Below are 17,307 nucleotides of genomic sequence, written 5' to 3'. Positions count from 1 at the left end.
CAACATGTGGGAGCGGGCTTGCTCGCGAAAGGGCCAGCCCATTCGCCACAAAATCCCCGCTTGTCACACCTTGTCTCATCTTCGGTTATGCTCGCCCTTCGTCGCCAAACAACGGAGCCTCCATGACCGCTGCCCGCCTGCTTCTCCCCTTGAGCCTTGCCCTGCTGGGCGCCTGCGCCAGTGCCCCCAAGCAAAACGTCACAGTGGACAACCAGAGCGCCTGCCCGCTCCAGCTTAAAACCGGGCAAAACCTGATCCTCACCTTGCCGAGCAACCCTACCACCGGCTACCGCTGGGCCATCCAGGATTCCGCCGGCGGTGTGCTGCGCGCCTTGAGCCCGGAGGTCTACAGCAGCACGGAATCCGGCGTGATCGGCGGCGGCGGCCATTCCACCTGGCGCTTCCAGGCCTTCGCGGCCGGCCAGGGCCGTTTGCGCCTGACCTCCCAGCAACCATGGGAGCCGGAAGCCGAGCCTGCCGAAACCTTCGACTGCGCCATCACGGTGAACTGATATGCCATGGCTGATTCTTGCGTTGATGGGCGCCGGTACCTTTATCTACGGGCTGACCACCCATGCGGCGTTGCTGTGCCTGCTGGTCAAACCCCTGCCGGTACTCGCGCTGCTGGGTTGGCTGCATGATGCGCCGCCCACCGACTATCGTCGCTGGATCAGCCTGGGGCTGATTTTTTCCCTGGTGGGCGATGTCTTGCTGGCCTGGCCGGGTGACCTGTTTATCTTCGGCCTCGGTGCCTTCCTGTTCGCACACCTGGCGTATTTAAAAGCCTATTTCAGCGATTGCCGTCGCCTGGCGGTGTTGCCCTTGGTGTTGGCGCTGGGCGTGGGCGCGATCCTGCTGGGCATCCTGATTTCCCATGGCCTTGGCGACTTGCTGATTCCAGTCGTGGTGTATGCCTTGGTGATCAGCGCCATGCTCTGGCGGGCGCTGGCGCGGCTGGGCAGTGGTGTGCCAAAACGTTCGGCGCTGCTGGCGGCAGCGGGCGCGGTGTCGTTCGTGTTTTCCGACACGCTGATCGGCATCAATCGGTTTGTGCTGGCGTTCGAAGCGGCACCGTATTTGTTGATCATCACGTATTGGCTGGGCCAGTGGGGCATCACCGCTTCTGCTTTCCATCAGACAACCCGCGCACACGAGGGCCAACTTGGCTAAAATGCCGGCCTTTCCCCCCTCGTCGCCGGACCAACCGTGAGCAAAGAACCCGATCGCCTATTCGCCCAGCCCCTGCCCCAGGTGCCGGACTTCGCCTTTAACGAGGACGTGGTACGGGTGTTCCCGGACATGATCAAGCGTTCGGTGCCGGGTTACCCGACCATTGTCGAGAACCTCGGCGTGCTCGCGGCGCAATTTGCCCAACCCAACAGCGTGCTCTACGACCTGGGCTCGTCGCTCGGCGCGGTGACCCAAGCCTTGCGCCGCCATGTGCGCACCGACGGCTGCCGGGTCATCGCAGTGGATAACTCGGCGGCGATGGTCGAGCGCTGCCGCGAATACCTCAATGGCCAGGACTCGATGTTCCAGGAGTTGCTGCCGGTCGAGGTGGTCGAGGGCGATATCCTCGCGCTGCAGTTCCAGCCGGCCTCGGTGGTGGCGCTGAACTTCACCCTGCAATTTATTGCCCCCGATGAACGCCTGGCCTTGCTCGGTCGTATCCGCCAGTCGCTACTGCCAGGCGGTGCATTGATCCTCTCGGAAAAGCTGCGCTTCAATGACCCTGAAGAACACACGCTGCTCACCGACCTGCACATCGCGTTCAAACGCGCCAACGGCTACAGCGAACTGGAAATTGCCCAGAAGCGCAGCGCCATCGAAAACGTCATGAAGCCCGACAGCCTCGAAGAACACCGTGAACGCCTGCTGGCGGCCGGGTTCTCGAAAGTCGTGCCGTGGTTCCAGTGTCTTAACTTTGCCTCGTTGATTGCCTTGCCATGATTGATCTGTCCCCTCTCGCCCGCCATTTGGTCGGCACTCCCCTGGCCGTGTGGGCCCAGGGCCTGCAAGCGCAACTCGATAGTAAAATGGAAAAGGGTCATGGCGACCTCGAACGCTGGCAGAGTGCATTGGATGCGCTGCCGCAGATCCAGCCCAGCGAAGTCGATTTGCTCAATGGCCTGACCCTTGATACCGATTGCGACGACGCCACTCGCGCGCAAATGCACACCGCGCTGATGGGCCTGAGCCCGTGGCGCAAAGGCCCGTTCAACCTGTTCGGCGTGCATGTGGACACCGAATGGCGTTCGGACTGGAAGTGGTCGCGGGTTGCACCGCACCTGGATTTGAAGGGCAAGCGCATCCTCGATGTGGGCTGCGGCAACGGCTACTACATGTGGCGCATGCTCGGCGCCGGGGCCGACAGTGTGATAGGCGTGGACCCGAACTGGCTGTTTTTCTGCCAGTTCCAGGCCGTGCAGCGCTACCTGAACGAGCCAAAGGCCTGGCACTTGCCGTTCCCGTTTGAAGACCTGCCGTCAAACCTGGAAGGCTTCGACACGGTGTTTTCCATGGGCGTGTTCTACCATCGTCGTTCGCCCATTGAGCACTTGCTGGCGCTCAAGGACACCTTGGTCAAAGGCGGCGAGTTGGTCCTGGAAACCTTGGTAGTCGAAGGCGATCAGCAGCAGGTGCTGGTGCCGGAAGACCGTTATGCGCAAATGCGCAACGTGTGGTTCCTGCCGTCGGTGCCGGCGCTGATGCTGTGGCTGCGGCGGGCGGGTTTCAGTGATGTGCGCTGCGTGGACGTGAGCGTAACCACGGTCGAGGAGCAGCGTGGGACTGAATGGATGAAATTTCAGTCGCTGAGTGATTTCCTGGATCCGGATGATCACAGCAAGACGATTGAAGGGCTGCCGGCGCCGATGCGCGCGGTGATTATCGCCAGGAAGTAACCCCAATCTCCCTGAAAAAATGGAGATTCAAATGTGGGAGCTGGCTTGCCGGCGATAGCGGTGTATCAGTCACTGATGAATTGACTGAAAGATAGCTATCGCAGGCAAGCCAGCTCCCACATTGGTGTTCAGTGTTCTTTAGAGCGTGGGTTTGGCTCGACGAGCCTTAAAGAACTCACTCAACACCGTCCCGCACTCCTCAGCCAACACCCCGCCTTCAAACAACACCCGATGGTTGAGAAACCCCTGGGTAAAAAACTGGCCCTGGCTTTGCACGATGCCGGCCTTGGGCTCCAGCGCGCCGTACACCACTCGCGCGATGCGTGAATGTACGATCAGGCCCGCGCACATGCTGCACGGCTCCAGGGTCACATACAGCGTACTGCCCACCAGCCGATAGTTGCTGATCGCTTGCGCAGCGGCGCGAATGGCGACCATCTCGGCGTGGGCGCTGGGGTCGTTGCCGCTGATCGGGCAGTTGAAGCCTCGGCCGATGATTTCACCGTCCTGCACCAGCACGGCACCCACCGGCACTTCGCCAAGTGCCGCGCCTTGGGCCGCGAGGGCCAGGGCTTCGCGCATAAAGTCCTGGTCGCGGCTGCGGTCGATAATCGCGGCGGGGCGAATCTGGCGCATCACGCCACCTCGATGGCGGCCATCAGGCCGGTTTCCATGTGGTCGATTACGTGGCAATGGAACATCCACACCCCCGGATTATCGGCCACCAACGCCACGCGGGCACGTTCGTTCTTGCCCAGCAGGTAGGTGTCGGTGAAGTACGGAATCACCTTGTGGCGGTTCGACGCGATCACTTTGAAGCTCATGCCGTGCAGGTGGATCGGGTGTTGATATTGGGTCATGTTCTTCAATTCGAAAATGTAGCTCTTGCCCTTCTCCAGTTTGGCGATAGGGCGGTCGGCGCAGGTCTTGTCGGTGATGTCCCAGGCCTTGCCGTTGATCTGCCACAGGCTTGGCGGCTTGCCGTCATCCACCGACACCGTGCCGACCCACTCGAAATTGAAGTTGAGTTTCTCGGCGTTGGCCAGGTCCGGCTCGGCAATCGGGTTGGCGGGCAACGCCGGTGGCCATTCGGTGGGCGCGTCGGTATTGGCCACCGAGCGAAAGGTGCCCAGACGCACGGGGCCGTTGCGGATCGACAACTCCTCACCCGCAGGCGGTGCCTTGATCCCCAGGCAGATGCGCATGCCCGGGCCCAGCCAATATTCCTTGCCCAATGGGCGTGGTTCGATAGGGTTGCCGTCCAGCGCGTAGATTTGTGCTTCGACATCAGGAATGTTGAGGCGGTAGGTCAGGGTGTTGTCGAGGTTGAGCAACCGCACGCGGGTGATCTGCCCCGCCGGCAAATCAATCACCGCCTGGGACACGCCATTGATCGTCGACAGCCGCCCGGCCGTGCCGCCACGTGCTGCCTCGCGAGGCACGCTGAAGGCGACGAAAGCGCCCTCTTCGTCCACGTGCCAGCTTTTCAGGCTCAGGGTGCGTTCGTGCTTGAAACCGGTCGGCTCGCGCTCTTCGATGATCAGCGGGCCAACCAGGCCACGGCCGAGCTCTTCGCTGCTGTTCACGTGGGGGTGGTACCAGTAGCTGCCGGCGTCCGGCACGCGGAATTTGTAGTCGAAGTATTCGCCAGGCAACACCGGCAACTGCGAGACGTAAGGCACGCCGTCCATTTCCAGCGGCAGGCGGATGCCATGCCAGTGGATGGTGGTGGCAACCGGCAGGTGGTTGATAAAGCGCACCCGCAGCCATTCGCCCTGGCGCACGCGCAACTCGGTGCCTGGCGCGGAGGGGCCGAATGCCCAGGCCTGGGTTGTGTGCCCTGGCACCAGTTCCACGTCCAGGGGTGCCGCGATCAGCTCGTAATCGTGCCCCGCTTCAGCCTCGGCAACTTTCCCCAGCCAGTAGCGATAGGCGCCACCGGCACCGACGCCCACTACGGCCAGGCCTGCAAGGCCACCCAGGATTTGTCGACGGGAAAAGGATCGGGACACAACAACCTCACGTATCTGCCGCAGGCCAGAGGCCCGCAAAGGGCAGATACGATACACCTGACCCGGCTAAACAGTAAGGCTTCGCATTGCCGCACTGCAGAAACCACCCATGAGCACAGGTGGGAGCGGGCTTGCCTGCGATAGCGGTGTGCCAGTTAATACTGCACTGACTGACATAACGCCATCGCGGGCAAGCCCGCTCCCATCGGGGTCATGGGATGTTTTTAATGCTTGGCGGCGGCAAGGATCATGGCTTTCATCTCGGCGACCGCGCCTTTGAAACCGACGAACAGTGCATGGGCCACCAAGGCGTGGCCGATGTTCAGTTCGTTGATGCCCTTGATCGCGGCCACCGCTTCCACGTTGTGGTAGTGCAGGCCATGGCCCGCGTTGACGATCAGACCTTCATTCAGGCCGCACTTTACGCCCTCGATGATGCGCTGCAGCTCGTCAGCGACTTCGGTCGGCGTGGTGGCATCGGCGTAACGGCCGGTGTGCAGTTCGATGGCCGGCGCGCCGACACGACGCGAGGCTTCGATCTGGCGCTCGTCGGCGTCGATGAACAGCGACACTTCGCTGCCGATCTTTGACAGGCGCTCCACCGCAGCCTTGATCCGCGCTTCCTGGCCAGCCACATCGAGGCCGCCTTCGGTGGTCAGTTCCTGGCGGGTTTCCGGTACCAGGCAGATATGCGCCGGGCGAATGCGCTCGGCGAACGCCATCATTTCTTCGGTCACGCCCATCTCGAAGTTCATGCGGGTTTGCAGCACGTCCTTGAGCAGCAGCACGTCGCGCTCCTGGATGTGGCGGCGGTCTTCGCGCAGGTGCACGGTGATGCCGTCGGCGCCCGCTTCTTCGGCGTCCAGCGCAGCCTTGACCGGGTCAGGGTAACGGGTGCCCCGGGCCTGACGCAGGGTAGCGACGTGGTCGATGTTGACGCCAAGAAGAATGCGATTGCTGGTGGTCACGGAAGCGCTCCTGAAAAGGGAAAGAAACGGTGCACAGCATACACGGGGATGTCAGGGCTTTCGAAACAACTCGCGACTGACCAGCGGCCGTCCACCCAAATGCACGGCCAGCGCCTGGCGCATCAAACGCTTGGCGGCGGACAAGGCACCTGGCGCGGTCCAGTCAGCTTCGCTCATGGCCAACAGCTCGGTGCCCTGGAACAGGCCCGGTTGCAGCAGGTAGACGCGCTCAAGGCCGGCATCGACTTGCAGGCGGTACATGCCGTCGGCGGCGATTGGGTCGCCGTGCAGGTCGTTGCTCAGTTCAAAGCCGTAGCCGAGGTCGTCAAGCAGGCGCCATTCGAAGGCGCGCAGCAGCGGTTCCAGGGGGCGACCTTCGGCCAGGGCTATCAGGGTGGCGGCGTAGTGATCAAAGACCGCCGGATGCGGGTCTTCGGCGGGCAGCAGGCGGATCAGCAGTTCGTTGAGGTAGAGGCCACTGAACAGCGCTTCGCCATTGAGCCAGGCGGAGGTGCCGACGCTTTCCAGCCGGCCGACGTTTTTCAGCTCGCCCTTGCCACGAAACTCCACGTCCAGGGCCACGAACGGCCGAGCCAGCGTACCCGTCTTGCCCCGTGCGCTGCGCAATACCGCGCGCAGGCGACCTTGGGGCGTGATGAAGTCCACCAGGGCGCTGGTCTCGCGGTAGGCGCGGCTATGCAGGACGTAGGCGGGTTGGCTGGGGGGTGGGGATTGGGACATGGGTTCTCACTGCTGGAATGCATTTTTGAAAACTACACAAACCTAATGTGGGAGGGGGCTTGCCCCCGATGGCAGTGTGTCAGTCACTTATTTATTAACTGACCCACCGCTATCGGGGGCAAGCCCCCTCCCACATTTTTTGCCCTGCGGTGTCCTTACAGGTCGCCGTAGCCCAACGAACGCAACGCGCGCTCATCATCAGACCAACCACCTTTAACCTTCACCCACAGGTTAAGCATGATCTTGGAATCGAACAGCAATTCCATGTCCTTGCGCGCTTCGGTGCCGATGCGCTTGATGCGTTCGCCCTTGTCGCCAATGATGATTTTTTTCTGGCCGTCACGTTCGACGAGGATCAGCGCGTGGATATGCAGGGTTTTGCCCTGCTGCTTGAACTCTTCGATTTCAACGGTGATCTGGTACGGCAGCTCGGCGCCCATCTGGCGCATGATTTTCTCGCGTACCAGTTCGGCGGCGAGGAAACGGCTGCTGCGGTCGGTGATCTGGTCTTCCGGGAAGAAGTGCTCGTTCTCCGGCAGGTGCTCGGCGATCACACGTTCCAGGGCGTCGAGGTTGTGGCCGTGCTGGGCCGAGATCGGCATGATCTGGGCGTTCGGCAGTTGTTCCTGCAGCCAGCTCAGGTGCGGCATCAGCTCGGCTTTGTCCTCGATACGGTCGGTCTTGTTCAGCGCGACGATCAAGGGGCCGGTGACGTACTGCACACGTTCCAGAACCATCTGGTCTTCGTCGGTCCACTTAGTGCGGTCGACCACGAATATCACCACGTCGACGTCTTTCAACGCCGCCGAAGCGGTCTTGTTCATGTAACGGTTGAGGGCCTTTTCGCCGCCTTTGTGCATGCCCGGGGTATCGACATACACCGCTTGCACGGTGCCTTCGGTCTTGATGCCCAGCATGTTGTGGCGGGTGGTCTGCGGCTTGCGCGAGGTGATCGCCAGCTTTTGGCCCAGGATGTGGTTCAGCAGCGTGGACTTGCCCACGTTCGGGCGGCCGACGATGGCAACATAGCCACAGCGTGTTGCGGTTGAATCAGTCATGGCCATTCTCCACGCCCAGGGCAATCAGTGCTGCAGCGGCCGCTACCTGTTCGGCAATACGACGGCTCACACCCTGACCTCGGCTTTTTTCATTCAATAAGGTGATCTCACATTCCACGAAAAATACGCGGCAATGCGGCTCACCCTGGATATCCACCACTTCGTAGCGTGGCAGTTCGCAACCGCGCGACTGCAGGTATTCCTGCAGGCGGGTCTTGGGATCTTTATTGGTGTCGACCAGCGTCAGGCTTTCGATCTCCGAAGCCAGCCAGGCAACCACGCGCTCCTTGGCCGTCTCCATACCCGCATCGAGGTAGATCGCACCGATCAACGCTTCAAGGGCATCGGCCAGGATCGACTCGCGACGGAAGCCACCGCTTTTCAGCTCACCCGACCCCAGGCGCAGGTACTCGCCCAGGCCGAAACCACGGGCCAGCACGGCCAGGGTCTCGCCTTTGACCAGGCGCGCGCGCAGGCGTGACAGCTGACCTTCGCGCGCTTGAGGGAAACGCTCGAACAGCGCCTCACCGGCGGCAAAGTTAAGGATGGCATCACCGAGAAACTCCAGGCGTTCGTTATTACGCCCGGCAAAACTGCGGTGTGTGAGGGCAAGGACCATCAATTCCTGGTCCTTGAAGGTGTAGCCGAGCTGACGCTCGAGACGGCTTAGAGAAACGCTCACGGTTTACCCATATCTGTTTGGTGGCACCGGCGGCCATCGACGATTGACGCAGTGTTCAAATTTAAATCCCGATTGGTGTCGCTTGGGGCCGGGCCATGAATTGTCCCAACCCCAGAAAAGCATTCGGCGCTGTGTTCACAGCGCCGCCTGTATTACTTGATCAGCCCGACCCGCGAGAAGTTCGGCAGGTGGCTGAGTTTGGGTTCCGGCCAGCTCATCCATACGGCAAAGGCCTTGCCGACAATGTTCTCGTCGGGAACCATGCCCAGCAGGTCCTTGGGAATGTTGGGGTCATCCCAGTAGCGGCTGTCATTGGAGTTGTCGCGGTTGTCGCCCATCATGAAGTAGTGCCCGGCCGGCACTTTCCATTCGGTGTCAGGCGGCGAACGGTAGCGGCTCATTTCCTTGCGGATCTGGTGCTCTACAGCCCCGAGTTTTTCCTGGTACAACTCGGCACTGCCCAGGGTGTTCGGCTCGGCACCGATCAACTTCTCGGCCACCGATTCCCCGTTGACGAACAGACGCTTGTCGCTGGTGTAGCGAATCACGTCGCCCGGCAGGCCTACTACGCGCTTGATGTAATTGACGTTCGGGTCGCTAGGGTAGCGGAACACCATCACATCGCCGCGCTGCGGATCACCGACCGGGATGACTTTCTTGTCGATGACCGGCAGGCGGATCCCGTAGGAAAACTTGTTCACCAGGATGAAGTCACCGACGTCCAGGGTAGGTTTCATCGACCCCGAAGGGATCTGAAACGGCTCCACCAGAAACGACCGCAGCACCAGTACGATGAACAACACGGGAAAGAACGATTTGCCGTATTCAACCAGCAGAGGCTCTTTGTTCAGCTTCTCGATCACCACGACATCGGGCTGGCTGACGCTGCCCTGATAGGACGCGATAGCCGCCCGCCGACGCGGGGCGAAGAACACCAGATCGAGCAACGCCAGGAGACCGCAAACGGCAACGGCGATGACCAGCAACAGCGGGAAATTTAGTGACATAGGACCTAACTATCCAACCTGAGCACCGCAAGGAAGGCTTCTTGTGGAATTTCCACGTTGCCCACTTGCTTCATGCGTTTTTTACCGGCCTTTTGCTTCTCAAGCAGTTTGCGCTTACGGCTTACGTCACCACCGTAGCATTTGGCCAGTACGTTCTTTCTGAGAGCCTTGACGGAGGTTCGCGCAATGATCTGCCCGCCAATGGCGGCCTGGATCGCGACGTCGAACATCTGGCGCGGAATCAGTTCTTTCATCTTCTCGGTCAGCTGGCGACCTTTGTAGTGCGCGTTGTCCTTGTGCACGATCAGCGCAAGAGCATCAACCTTATCGCCGTTGATCAGCACATCCAGTTTCACCAGATTAGCCGATTGGTAACGATCGAAATGGTAATCCAGCGAAGCATAGCCGCGACTGGTGGATTTGAGACGGTCGAAGAAGTCCAGGACCACTTCGTTCATCGGCAAATCGTAGGTCACTTGCACTTGGGTACCGAGGAACAACATGTCGTGTTGTACGCCACGTTTTTCGATACACAGGGTAATGACGTTGCCCAGGTGTTCCTGCGGGACCAGGATATTGGCCCGCACGATCGGCTCGCGCATGTCTTCAATGGAGGACAGATCTGGAAGCTTGGACGGGTTATCGACGTAAATCGTTTCACCGGTTTTCAGCAACAGTTCAAAAATAACCGTTGGCGCGGTGGTGATCAGGTCCAGGTCGTATTCGCGCTCGAGGCGCTCCTGGATGATCTCCATGTGCAGCATGCCGAGGAACCCGCAACGGAAGCCGAAGCCCAGGGCGTCGGAGCTTTCCGGGGTGTACTGCAACGACGAGTCGTTGAGCGTCAGCTTTTGCAGGGCTTCACGGAAGTCTTCGAAGTCGTCGGAGCTCACCGGGAACAGGCCGGCGTAAACCTGCGGCTGGATGCGCTTGAAGCCCGGCAGCACGTCTACATCAGGGGTAGAGCTCAAGGTCAGGGTGTCACCGACCGGTGCACCGTGAATGTCCTTGATACCGGCGATGATGAAGCCTACTTCACCGGCCTTCAGGTCAGTGGTAGCGGTGTGCTTGGGGTTGAATACGCCGACGCTGTCCACCAGGTGGATCTTGCCGGTGGATTTAACCAGGATCTTGTCGCCCTTCCTCACGCGGCCGTGGCGCACACGTACCAGGGAAACAACCCCCAGGTAGTTGTCGAACCAGGAGTCGATGATCAACGCTTGCAGCGGATCTTCGTAGTTGCCGGTTGGCGCAGGAATGGTCTTGACCAGGCGCTCGAGCACTTCGTCGACGCCCAGGCCGGTCTTGGCGCTGCACTCGACAGCGTCGGTGGCGTCAATGCCGATGATTTTTTCGATTTCTTCTTTAACGCGGTCCGGATCGGCCTGGGGCAGGTCGATCTTGTTCAGCACCGGCATGACCTCAAGGCCCTGCTCGATCGCGGTGTAGCAGTTGGCAACGGACTGGGCTTCAACGCCCTGGCCGGCGTCGACCACCAGCAAGGCGCCTTCACACGCTGCCAGCGAACGGCTGACTTCGTAGGTGAAGTCAACGTGGCCGGGGGTATCAATGAAGTTCAACTGGTACTTGATACCGTCTTTGGCGGTGTAGTACAGGGTAACGCTATGGGCCTTGATGGTGATCCCGCGTTCACGCTCAAGGTCCATGGAATCCAGGACCTGGGCTTCCATTTCACGCTCGGCAAGGCCGCCGCACATCTGGATGAATCGATCGGCCAGCGTCGACTTGCCATGGTCAATGTGGGCGATGATGGAGAAATTGCGGATATGACTCAAATCACTCACGGATCAACACTCAAAAAGGCTGCAGGCAGATTGCCCGCTGAAAAATAGCCGGGAATTGTACCTGATGCTCAGGCCGGGCGTCATCTTTGCTGACCAGAACAAAAATGCCCCGATCCTGGGAGCGGGGCATTTTTTGTTCATAAGCGCAGTATCAACCGGCCCGACGCAACAGCCAGAACCCGGCCAGGGCGCAGATCGCGGTCGGCACCAGCACCGCAAACAGCGGCGAGAAACCGAACACCAGGCTCGACGGGCCCAGCAGGTCCTGGGCGATACGGAAGGTGAAGCCCACCAGCACGCCGGTAAACACCCGCTGGCCAAGGGTCACGGAACGCAGCGGGCCGAAGATGAACGAAATAGCCATCAATACCAGCGCGGCGGTGACCAACGGCTGCAACACCTTGACCCAAAATGCCAGCCAGTAGCGGCCGTTGTTCAGCCCCTGATCCTTGAGGTAGTGGATATAGCCCCACAAACCGGAGATCGGCAGAGCTTCCGGGACCATCACCACGGTATTGAGCAGCTCCGGCTTCAGCGCGATGTCCCACTGCTCGGACGGCACATTGACGACTTCGGTGCTGGCCTTGGTGCCCTGCCCTACATTATGGAAATAAGTCGTGGTGACTTCGTACAGCTCCCACTTCCCTTCATCGTATTGCGCACGCTTGGAGAAACTGGAAGTCAGCATGTGCCGCTCTTTATCGAACGTATAACGCGTCACACCCACCAACAGACCGCCCGGTTGCACGGCGTTGATGTGGATAAACTCGTCACCCTGGCGGTGCCACAGGCCGTGCTTGGCACTCTGCGCATCTCCCGAACCCTGGGCCAGGGCGCGGTTGGCCTGGGCCGTGGCTTCGGTCGGTGGCGCCACGTATTCGCCGATCAGCACACTGCACGCCATCAGCAACAGCATGGGTTTCATCACCGCCCAGACGATACGGCCGATGGAAACACCGGCGGCGCGCATGATGGTCAATTCGCTGCTGCTGGCCAGGCTGCCCAGGCCGATCAGGCAGCCGATCAGTGCCGCCATCGGCATCATGTCGTAGAGACGGCGCGGCGCGGTCAGCGCCACGTAGCTCAGCACGTCCGTGACCGTATAGGTGTCGGTGACATTGCCCACTTCATCGATGAAGGCGAACAAGGAGGCCAGGCCAAGGATGATGCCCAATACCGCCAGAATGGCGATCAGTACGCTGCTACCAATGTAGCGATCGAGCTTAGCCACGAGCCAACTCCTTCAGGCCACGACGGCTCTTCATGTTCAAACGGATAGGTTCCCAGTAGAGCAGCCCCAGGCCGATCACCAGGAAAATCCCGTGCACCCACCACAGGCCGAGGGCCGGCGACAGATTGCCCTTCTCCAGGGAGCCACGGGCGGAAATCAGGAGGGTCAGGTAGGCCATGTACAGCAGGATCGCTGGCAACAGCTTGAGGAAACGGCCCTGACGCGGGTTGACGCGCGACAGCGGCACCGCCATCAAGGTCACGATAAACACCAGCAGCGGCAGGGAAATTCGCCATTGCAGTTCCGCGACGGAGCGCAGTTCCGTATTGCCGAAAAGCGACGACGTCGGGAGTGCGTCGCGGTCGGTGACCTCTTCGCTGATCTCCGGTTTGGCCAGCATTACGCCATACGTGTCGTACTTGATCGCCCGATAATCCGCCAGCCCTGGGCTGCCGTCGTAACGAAAGCCATTTTCCAGGATCAGGTAACGGCTGCCGTCAGGGCGTACTTCCTGGCGCCCGCTGTTGGCCACCAGAATCGAAATTCCACGGTCTTTCTGATTCTGCCCCAGGTTTTTCTGGGAAATAAACACCCCACCCAGGTTGGAGCGGTCATCCGTCATGGTTTCGGTATAGGTCACCCGCGTGCCGTCGTTGAGCGCCTGAAAGCGCCCGGGCTCGAGGGTGTCGAACTCGGTCATTGCATCCTGCTTGTTCAGCAGCAGCTGGAACTGCATGGCGCCCTGGGGCGCCAGGCTCATGCTCAACCACGCCACCACCAGCGCAACGCCGGTAGCGGGCACCATGGTCATGGCCAGCAGACGCTGCTGGCTCATGCCGGTGGCCGAGAGCACGGTCATTTCACTTTCCAGGTACAACCGGCCATAAGCCAGCAGAATGCCCAGGAACAGGCCGAGCGGCAGGATCAGTTGCAAAAACCCCGGCAGGCGAAAGCCCATGATCAGGAACAACGAGCCGGGGTCCAGAGCGCCCGAGGCGGCCTGGGCGAGGAATTTGACGAAACGACCACTCATGGTGATGACCAGCAATACCGCACTCACGGCACTCAGGGTCAACAGGACTTCGCGGGACAGATAACGGAAGACGATCAAACCAGACACTCCAGGGTTGTCAGGCTAAGGCGGCCAAACAAGCAAGCATACCGAGTCGACCCGTTTGCACGGGCCGGCTAAAAAGATGGCGCATTATCCTGTGATTGACCGCGCCTGTCACGGTGCTTGCTCATACGCGTGCACAAAGCGTGCGGCAAGGGTTGTCAGGCTCCGCCGGCGAGGTTCAAACTGCGGCCTTTGTCGCGGGCGGTTTACACAGCTGCCTCGCTTTAAGCCTGGGTACACAGACTCCAGGCTCACCGACCTTTATAAGGGACCCGAAAATGGAATTGGTTGTAAAAAGCGTTAGCCCCGAAACGTTGAAAACCGCCACCCTCGTGGTCGCCGTCGGCGAAGGGCGCAAGCTCGGCGTCGCCGCCAAGCAACTCGACGAACTGAGCGGCGGCGCTATCAGCGCGATCCTCAAGCGCGGCGACCTGGCCGGCAAAGTCGGCCAGAGCCTGTTGCTGCAAAGCCTGCCTAACCTTAAAGCCGACCGCGTATTGCTGGTGGGCGTGGGCAAGGACGCCGAACTGGGCGATCGCCCGTTCCGCAAGATCATCAGCACCCTCCTCACCGCCCTTAAAGGCCTGGGCGGCGCCGATGCTGCGCTGGCACTCGATGAAATAGTGGTAAAAGGCCGCGACAGCTACGGCAAGACCCGCCTGCTGGCCGAAAGCCTGGTGGACGGCAGCTACGTCTTCGACCAGTTCAAGAGCCAGAAAGCCGAACCCCGCGCCCTGAAGAAAATCACCCTGCTGACCATCAAGGCTGCCCAAGCTGAGGTCGAGCGCGCTGTGACCCACGCCCAGGCCATCGCCGCCGGCATGTCGTTCACCCGCGACCTGGGCAACCTGCCGCCGAACATCTGCCACCCAACGTACCTGGGCGAACAAGCCAAGGCGCTGGGCAAAGAGTTCAAGGCCTTGAAGGTTGAAGTGCTGGACGAGAAGAAGATCAAGGAACTGGGCATGGGCTCGTTCTACGCCGTGGGCCAGGGCAGCGACCAGCCACCACGCTTGATCGTGATGCAATACAACGGTGGCAAGAAATCCGAGAAGCCGTACGCCCTGGTCGGCAAAGGCATCACCTTCGACACCGGCGGCATCAGCCTCAAGCCGGGCGCCGGCATGGATGAGATGAAGTACGACATGGGCGGCGCCGCCAGCGTGTTCGGCACCCTGCGTGCCGTGCTGGAGCTCAAGCTGCCGATCAACCTGGTGTGCATCCTGGCGTGTGCCGAGAACATGCCGAGCGGCGGCGCGGCCCGTCCGGGCGACATCGTCACTACCATGAGCGGCCAGACCGTCGAGATCCTCAACACCGACGCCGAAGGCCGCCTGGTGCTGTGCGATGCGCTGACCTACGCCGAACGTTTCAAGCCACAGGCCGTGATCGACATCGCCACCCTGACCGGTGCCTGCGTGGTCGCCCTGGGCGCTCACACGTCCGGCCTGCTGGGTAACAACGACGAGTTGATCGAGCAACTGCTCAGCGCCGGCAAGTCTGCCGACGACCGCGCCTGGCAACTGCCGCTGTTCGATGAGTATCAAGAGCAGCTGGACAGCCCGTTCGCCGACATCGCCAACATCGGCGGCCCGAAAGCCGGCACCATCACAGCGGCCTGCTTCCTGTCGCGCTTTGCCAAGAACTTCAACTGGGCGCACCTGGACATCGCCGGTACGGCCTGGACCAGCGGCGGCAAGGACAAGGGCGCCACTGGCCGTCCGGTTCCTCTGCTGACCCAGTACCTGCTGGATCGCGCCAAAGCCTGAAACTGAAGATTCCGGGGCGGCCATCCCGCCGCCCCGGTCTCAGGAACCGCAATGACCCAAGTCGACTTCTATATATTGCCCAGCGCCGATCCTTCTGCGCGCCTGGACTTTGCCTGCAAACTCACCGAAAAAGCCTGGCGCATGGGCCACCGCATCTACCTGCATTGCAGCGATGCAGCCCAACGAGACGACCTCGATGCCCGCCTGTGGCGCTTCAAGGGTGAAAGCTTCGTGCCCCACGGCCCCGCCGAGTCCGAACCCGAAGGCCTGATTGTGTTGGGCCTGGGCGACAACTGCGGCAGTCACCATGACCTGCTGGTCAACCTGGACCTGAAAGTACCGACCTTTGCCAAGGCTTTTGCCCGCGTGGCGGAAGTGGTGGTGGAAGACCCGGCTATTCGTCAGGCCGCGCGGGAGAGTTTCCGTTTCTATCGCGAACAGGGCTATCCTCTGCAGGATCACCGGCTACAACGACTTTGAGCACATGATGGACACTCCCAACCCGATTAAAAAAGACGACCACTTGCTGGACGACCTGGAGTCGATCCGTCAATTGCTGGGTGATGATGCCTTGCAACCGCCGCTGCTGACCGACACGGTCGATGGCGAGGTACAGATTCCGCTGCTGTTCGACCTGGTCGGTGGCAAGCCCGCCGCACCGGCGCCAGCTGCTGCAGCCCCGGTTGTAGAACCCGTGCCTGCCGCGGCTGCTGCCGAAAAGGCGCCTGACGCCTTGCTGCTGCACCTGGACAACGAACTGCGCGCCGCCGCACAACTGATCATGCAAGACGTGATCGACGACTTTGCCCCGCATATCGAAACCGAGATCAAGCGCCGGCTGGATGCGCGCATGGAGCGGTTGCTCAATCAGTATCAGTCTTGATCCAGGATGCCTGTCCAGAATGCCTATGTCGCGACGCGGGCGGTGCCAAGGAGGGCATGCATCCACTCACATCATGACATGACCACCTGTCGTAACTGGCATTTCTAACAGTAGATGCACAAGCGATTTGGGACAAAGCTCATCTGAAATTATTCCTTGTCGGAGATTTAGATGATGGGCGTTCCTACTCAGTTTTATCCAATTACCGAATGGGCACCTGCGCAATTCCCGATTTTCTTCGGCGAAGGAATTCCAGGCCAACCTGTCACCATATGCCAATCAAATACCGGTCTAGTCGTTGCACAAACAACCGTCGATGGAAACGGCAATTGGCTGACCCAATCCCACGTAGCACTACCTTTGGGCCCCTATTCAGTTACCGCCTATTACGACCTGAGCCAAGGGTATGCACCCAATCTTCCCTTTCACGTTGGCTCCCCTCCTCAAATAGCGGGAAACGGACCCTCTGAGTCAGATAACTCCCCCGTTCTCACCAGCCTGACTATCGTTGACTCCCTTCGCCCGCAGCTTACAGGGACCGCACCACCGAATGCGACTGTCGTGATTGCCCATTCGGGTGGCAGCGTTTACTACGCTTCAGTGGGTGCGGACAGTAATGGCTATTGGGAAGCCACACCAACTACTGACCTTGTCGTTGATGCCAATAACTGGGTAGACCTTGCTCTAATCGCGAAAGATGCCGGGGGCAATGCCTTATCGTCTTGGGTGGGTGTGCAGTTGACGGTTTTATTGATGAGCACTGGGGGCGGCGCCATGGCCGATGGCACCCCACCTGTCATCACCAGCCCGGCCAACAACAGCACCGTCCAGACACTCCGACCAACATTCACCGGCAAAGCCGCGCCCAACGCCAGAATTGGTGTGCACAATGATGCCGTCAACGTCTACTACGGCGATTGTTATGCCGACGCCAACGGCAACTGGACCTACCCATTTCCTCAAGATCTTGCTCCTGGCCAGGTCACGTTGAAGTTCGGTCAGTTCAGTCAATCCGCTAGGCTATCGGCCGATACGGCCCATACGCTTAGCATTGCAATATCTGGTTCTGGCAACGCCCTGCCGCCAGGCAGCCCACCCAAACTCACCAGTTCCAGCACTGTCACTTCGCTG

General features: G+C 60.4%; 18 protein-coding genes. 8 read left to right on the top strand and 10 right to left on the bottom strand.

Annotation, left to right across the window (positions count from 1 at the left end):
* The first annotated feature begins 122 nt into the window (after nt 1–122).
* Genes ACI77D_RS28185 through cmoB form a run of 4 tightly spaced genes read left to right on the top strand, consistent with a single transcriptional unit; the run spans nt 123 to nt 2,903 of the window.
* Nucleotides 123–512 carry a protease inhibitor I42 family protein gene (locus tag ACI77D_RS28185; RefSeq protein ID WP_064450869.1) on the top strand — a complete coding sequence of 130 codons (390 nt, stop codon included), beginning with the start codon at nt 123–125 and terminating at the stop codon, nt 510–512.
* Between the two features lies 1 nt (nt 513).
* The gene (locus ACI77D_RS28180; protein ID WP_262667098.1) at nt 514–1,170 is read left to right on the top strand and encodes a lysoplasmalogenase; all 657 of its coding nucleotides are present in this window, start codon (nt 514–516) and stop codon (nt 1,168–1,170) included.
* A 36-nt stretch (nt 1,171–1,206) separates the two neighbouring features.
* Nucleotides 1,207–1,950, top strand: a complete 744-nt coding sequence (cmoA, locus tag ACI77D_RS28175; RefSeq protein WP_064450867.1) for a carboxy-S-adenosyl-L-methionine synthase CmoA — start codon at nt 1,207–1,209, stop codon at nt 1,948–1,950.
* The gene (cmoB, locus tag ACI77D_RS28170) at nt 1,947–2,903 is read left to right on the top strand and encodes a tRNA 5-methoxyuridine(34)/uridine 5-oxyacetic acid(34) synthase CmoB (RefSeq protein ID WP_407017963.1); all 957 of its coding nucleotides are present in this window, start codon (nt 1,947–1,949) and stop codon (nt 2,901–2,903) included. Before cmoA ends, cmoB begins: the two co-directional genes overlap by 4 nt.
* A 138-nt stretch (nt 2,904–3,041) precedes the next feature.
* On the opposite strand, the gene tadA is transcribed toward cmoB, so the two are convergent.
* The 10 genes from tadA to lptF all read right to left on the bottom strand — a co-directional run bounded on the left by tadA (nt 3,042) and on the right by lptF (nt 13,518).
* Complete coding sequence (gene tadA / locus ACI77D_RS28165) at nt 3,042–3,539, bottom strand: tRNA adenosine(34) deaminase TadA (protein ID WP_064450865.1); 498 nt, start codon at nt 3,537–3,539, stop codon at nt 3,042–3,044.
* A complete protein-coding gene (locus ACI77D_RS28160; protein ID WP_407017962.1) occupies nt 3,539–4,915 on the bottom strand; it encodes a multicopper oxidase family protein in 1,377 nt (458 codons plus the stop codon). The genes tadA and ACI77D_RS28160 overlap by 1 nt, the downstream gene beginning before the upstream one ends.
* A 224-nt stretch (nt 4,916–5,139) precedes the next feature.
* On the bottom strand, nt 5,140–5,883 hold the full coding sequence (gene pdxJ / locus ACI77D_RS28155) for a pyridoxine 5'-phosphate synthase (RefSeq protein ID WP_262667094.1): 744 nt from the start codon (nt 5,881–5,883) through the stop codon (nt 5,140–5,142).
* Nucleotides 5,884–5,934: 51 nt separating this feature from the next.
* A complete protein-coding gene (recO, locus tag ACI77D_RS28150; RefSeq protein ID WP_221294024.1) occupies nt 5,935–6,624 on the bottom strand; it encodes a DNA repair protein RecO in 690 nt (229 codons plus the stop codon).
* A gap of 155 nt (nt 6,625–6,779) precedes the next feature.
* Complete coding sequence (gene era / locus ACI77D_RS28145) at nt 6,780–7,682, bottom strand: GTPase Era (RefSeq protein WP_034102340.1); 903 nt, start codon at nt 7,680–7,682, stop codon at nt 6,780–6,782.
* Nucleotides 7,675–8,364 carry a ribonuclease III gene (gene rnc, locus ACI77D_RS28140; protein WP_017136295.1) on the bottom strand — a complete coding sequence of 230 codons (690 nt, stop codon included), beginning with the start codon at nt 8,362–8,364 and terminating at the stop codon, nt 7,675–7,677. The genes era and rnc overlap by 8 nt, the downstream gene beginning before the upstream one ends.
* A gap of 152 nt (nt 8,365–8,516) precedes the next feature.
* Nucleotides 8,517–9,371 (bottom strand): signal peptidase I, encoded by an 855-nt coding sequence (gene lepB / locus ACI77D_RS28135; RefSeq protein ID WP_064450861.1) that lies wholly within the window; start codon nt 9,369–9,371, stop codon nt 8,517–8,519.
* A 5-nt stretch (nt 9,372–9,376) separates the two neighbouring features.
* Nucleotides 9,377–11,176: a translation elongation factor 4 gene (lepA, locus tag ACI77D_RS28130; protein WP_407017961.1), complete on the bottom strand. Its 1,800-nt coding sequence runs from the start codon at nt 11,174–11,176 to the stop codon at nt 9,377–9,379.
* A gap of 151 nt (nt 11,177–11,327) precedes the next feature.
* Nucleotides 11,328–12,407 (bottom strand): LPS export ABC transporter permease LptG, encoded by a 1,080-nt coding sequence (gene lptG / locus ACI77D_RS28125; RefSeq protein ID WP_064450860.1) that lies wholly within the window; start codon nt 12,405–12,407, stop codon nt 11,328–11,330.
* Nucleotides 12,400–13,518 (bottom strand): LPS export ABC transporter permease LptF, encoded by a 1,119-nt coding sequence (gene lptF / locus ACI77D_RS28120; protein WP_064450859.1) that lies wholly within the window; start codon nt 13,516–13,518, stop codon nt 12,400–12,402. Before lptF ends, lptG begins: the two co-directional genes overlap by 8 nt.
* A 284-nt stretch (nt 13,519–13,802) precedes the next feature.
* On the opposite strand from lptF, the gene ACI77D_RS28115 reads away from it, so the two are divergent.
* The 4 genes from ACI77D_RS28115 to ACI77D_RS28100 form a co-directional block, all read left to right on the top strand.
* Nucleotides 13,803–15,293 carry a leucyl aminopeptidase gene (locus ACI77D_RS28115; protein ID WP_407017960.1) on the top strand — a complete coding sequence of 497 codons (1,491 nt, stop codon included), beginning with the start codon at nt 13,803–13,805 and terminating at the stop codon, nt 15,291–15,293.
* 51 nt (nt 15,294–15,344) lie between these two features.
* Nucleotides 15,345–15,773, top strand: coding sequence for a DNA polymerase III subunit chi (locus ACI77D_RS28110; protein ID WP_064450857.1), 429 nt, complete (start codon nt 15,345–15,347; stop codon nt 15,771–15,773).
* 7 nt (nt 15,774–15,780) lie between these two features.
* On the top strand, nt 15,781–16,176 hold the full coding sequence (locus ACI77D_RS28105) for a DNA polymerase III subunit chi (protein ID WP_221296047.1): 396 nt from the start codon (nt 15,781–15,783) through the stop codon (nt 16,174–16,176).
* A gap of 171 nt (nt 16,177–16,347) precedes the next feature.
* Nucleotides 16,348–17,307 (top strand): hypothetical protein (locus ACI77D_RS28100; RefSeq protein ID WP_407017959.1); only part of this gene is annotated, 960 nt, incomplete at its 3' end.

The sequence above is a fragment of the Pseudomonas sp. O39 genome (assembly GCF_045447295.1).
Lineage (GTDB): Bacteria > Pseudomonadota > Gammaproteobacteria > Pseudomonadales > Pseudomonadaceae > Aquipseudomonas > Aquipseudomonas antarctica_A.
Note: the sequence above shows the minus strand (reverse complement) of the source record. Positions and strands in the feature narration are given on the sequence as shown.

Excerpts from the sequence above, each read along its gene's own strand:
- ACI77D_RS28185 (WP_064450869.1), top strand. The coding sequence starts at position 123 with ATGACCGCTGCCCGCCTGCTTCTCCCCTTGAGCCTTGCCCTGCTGGGC.
- ACI77D_RS28180 (WP_262667098.1), top strand. The coding sequence starts at position 514 with ATGCCATGGCTGATTCTTGCGTTGATGGGCGCCGGTACCTTTATCTAC.
- cmoB (WP_407017963.1), top strand. The coding sequence starts at position 1,947 with ATGATTGATCTGTCCCCTCTCGCCCGCCATTTGGTCGGCACTCCCCTG.
- tadA (WP_064450865.1), bottom strand. The coding sequence starts at position 3,539 with ATGCGCCAGATTCGCCCCGCCGCGATTATCGACCGCAGCCGCGACCAG.
- recO (WP_221294024.1), bottom strand. The coding sequence starts at position 6,624 with ATGTCCCAATCCCCACCCCCCAGCCAACCCGCCTACGTCCTGCATAGC.
- era (WP_034102340.1), bottom strand. The coding sequence starts at position 7,682 with ATGACTGATTCAACCGCAACACGCTGTGGCTATGTTGCCATCGTCGGC.
- lepB (WP_064450861.1), bottom strand. The coding sequence starts at position 9,371 with ATGTCACTAAATTTCCCGCTGTTGCTGGTCATCGCCGTTGCCGTTTGC.
- ACI77D_RS28115 (WP_407017960.1), top strand. The coding sequence starts at position 13,803 with ATGGAATTGGTTGTAAAAAGCGTTAGCCCCGAAACGTTGAAAACCGCC.
- ACI77D_RS28110 (WP_064450857.1), top strand. The coding sequence starts at position 15,345 with ATGACCCAAGTCGACTTCTATATATTGCCCAGCGCCGATCCTTCTGCG.
- ACI77D_RS28105 (WP_221296047.1), top strand. The coding sequence starts at position 15,781 with ATGGACACTCCCAACCCGATTAAAAAAGACGACCACTTGCTGGACGAC.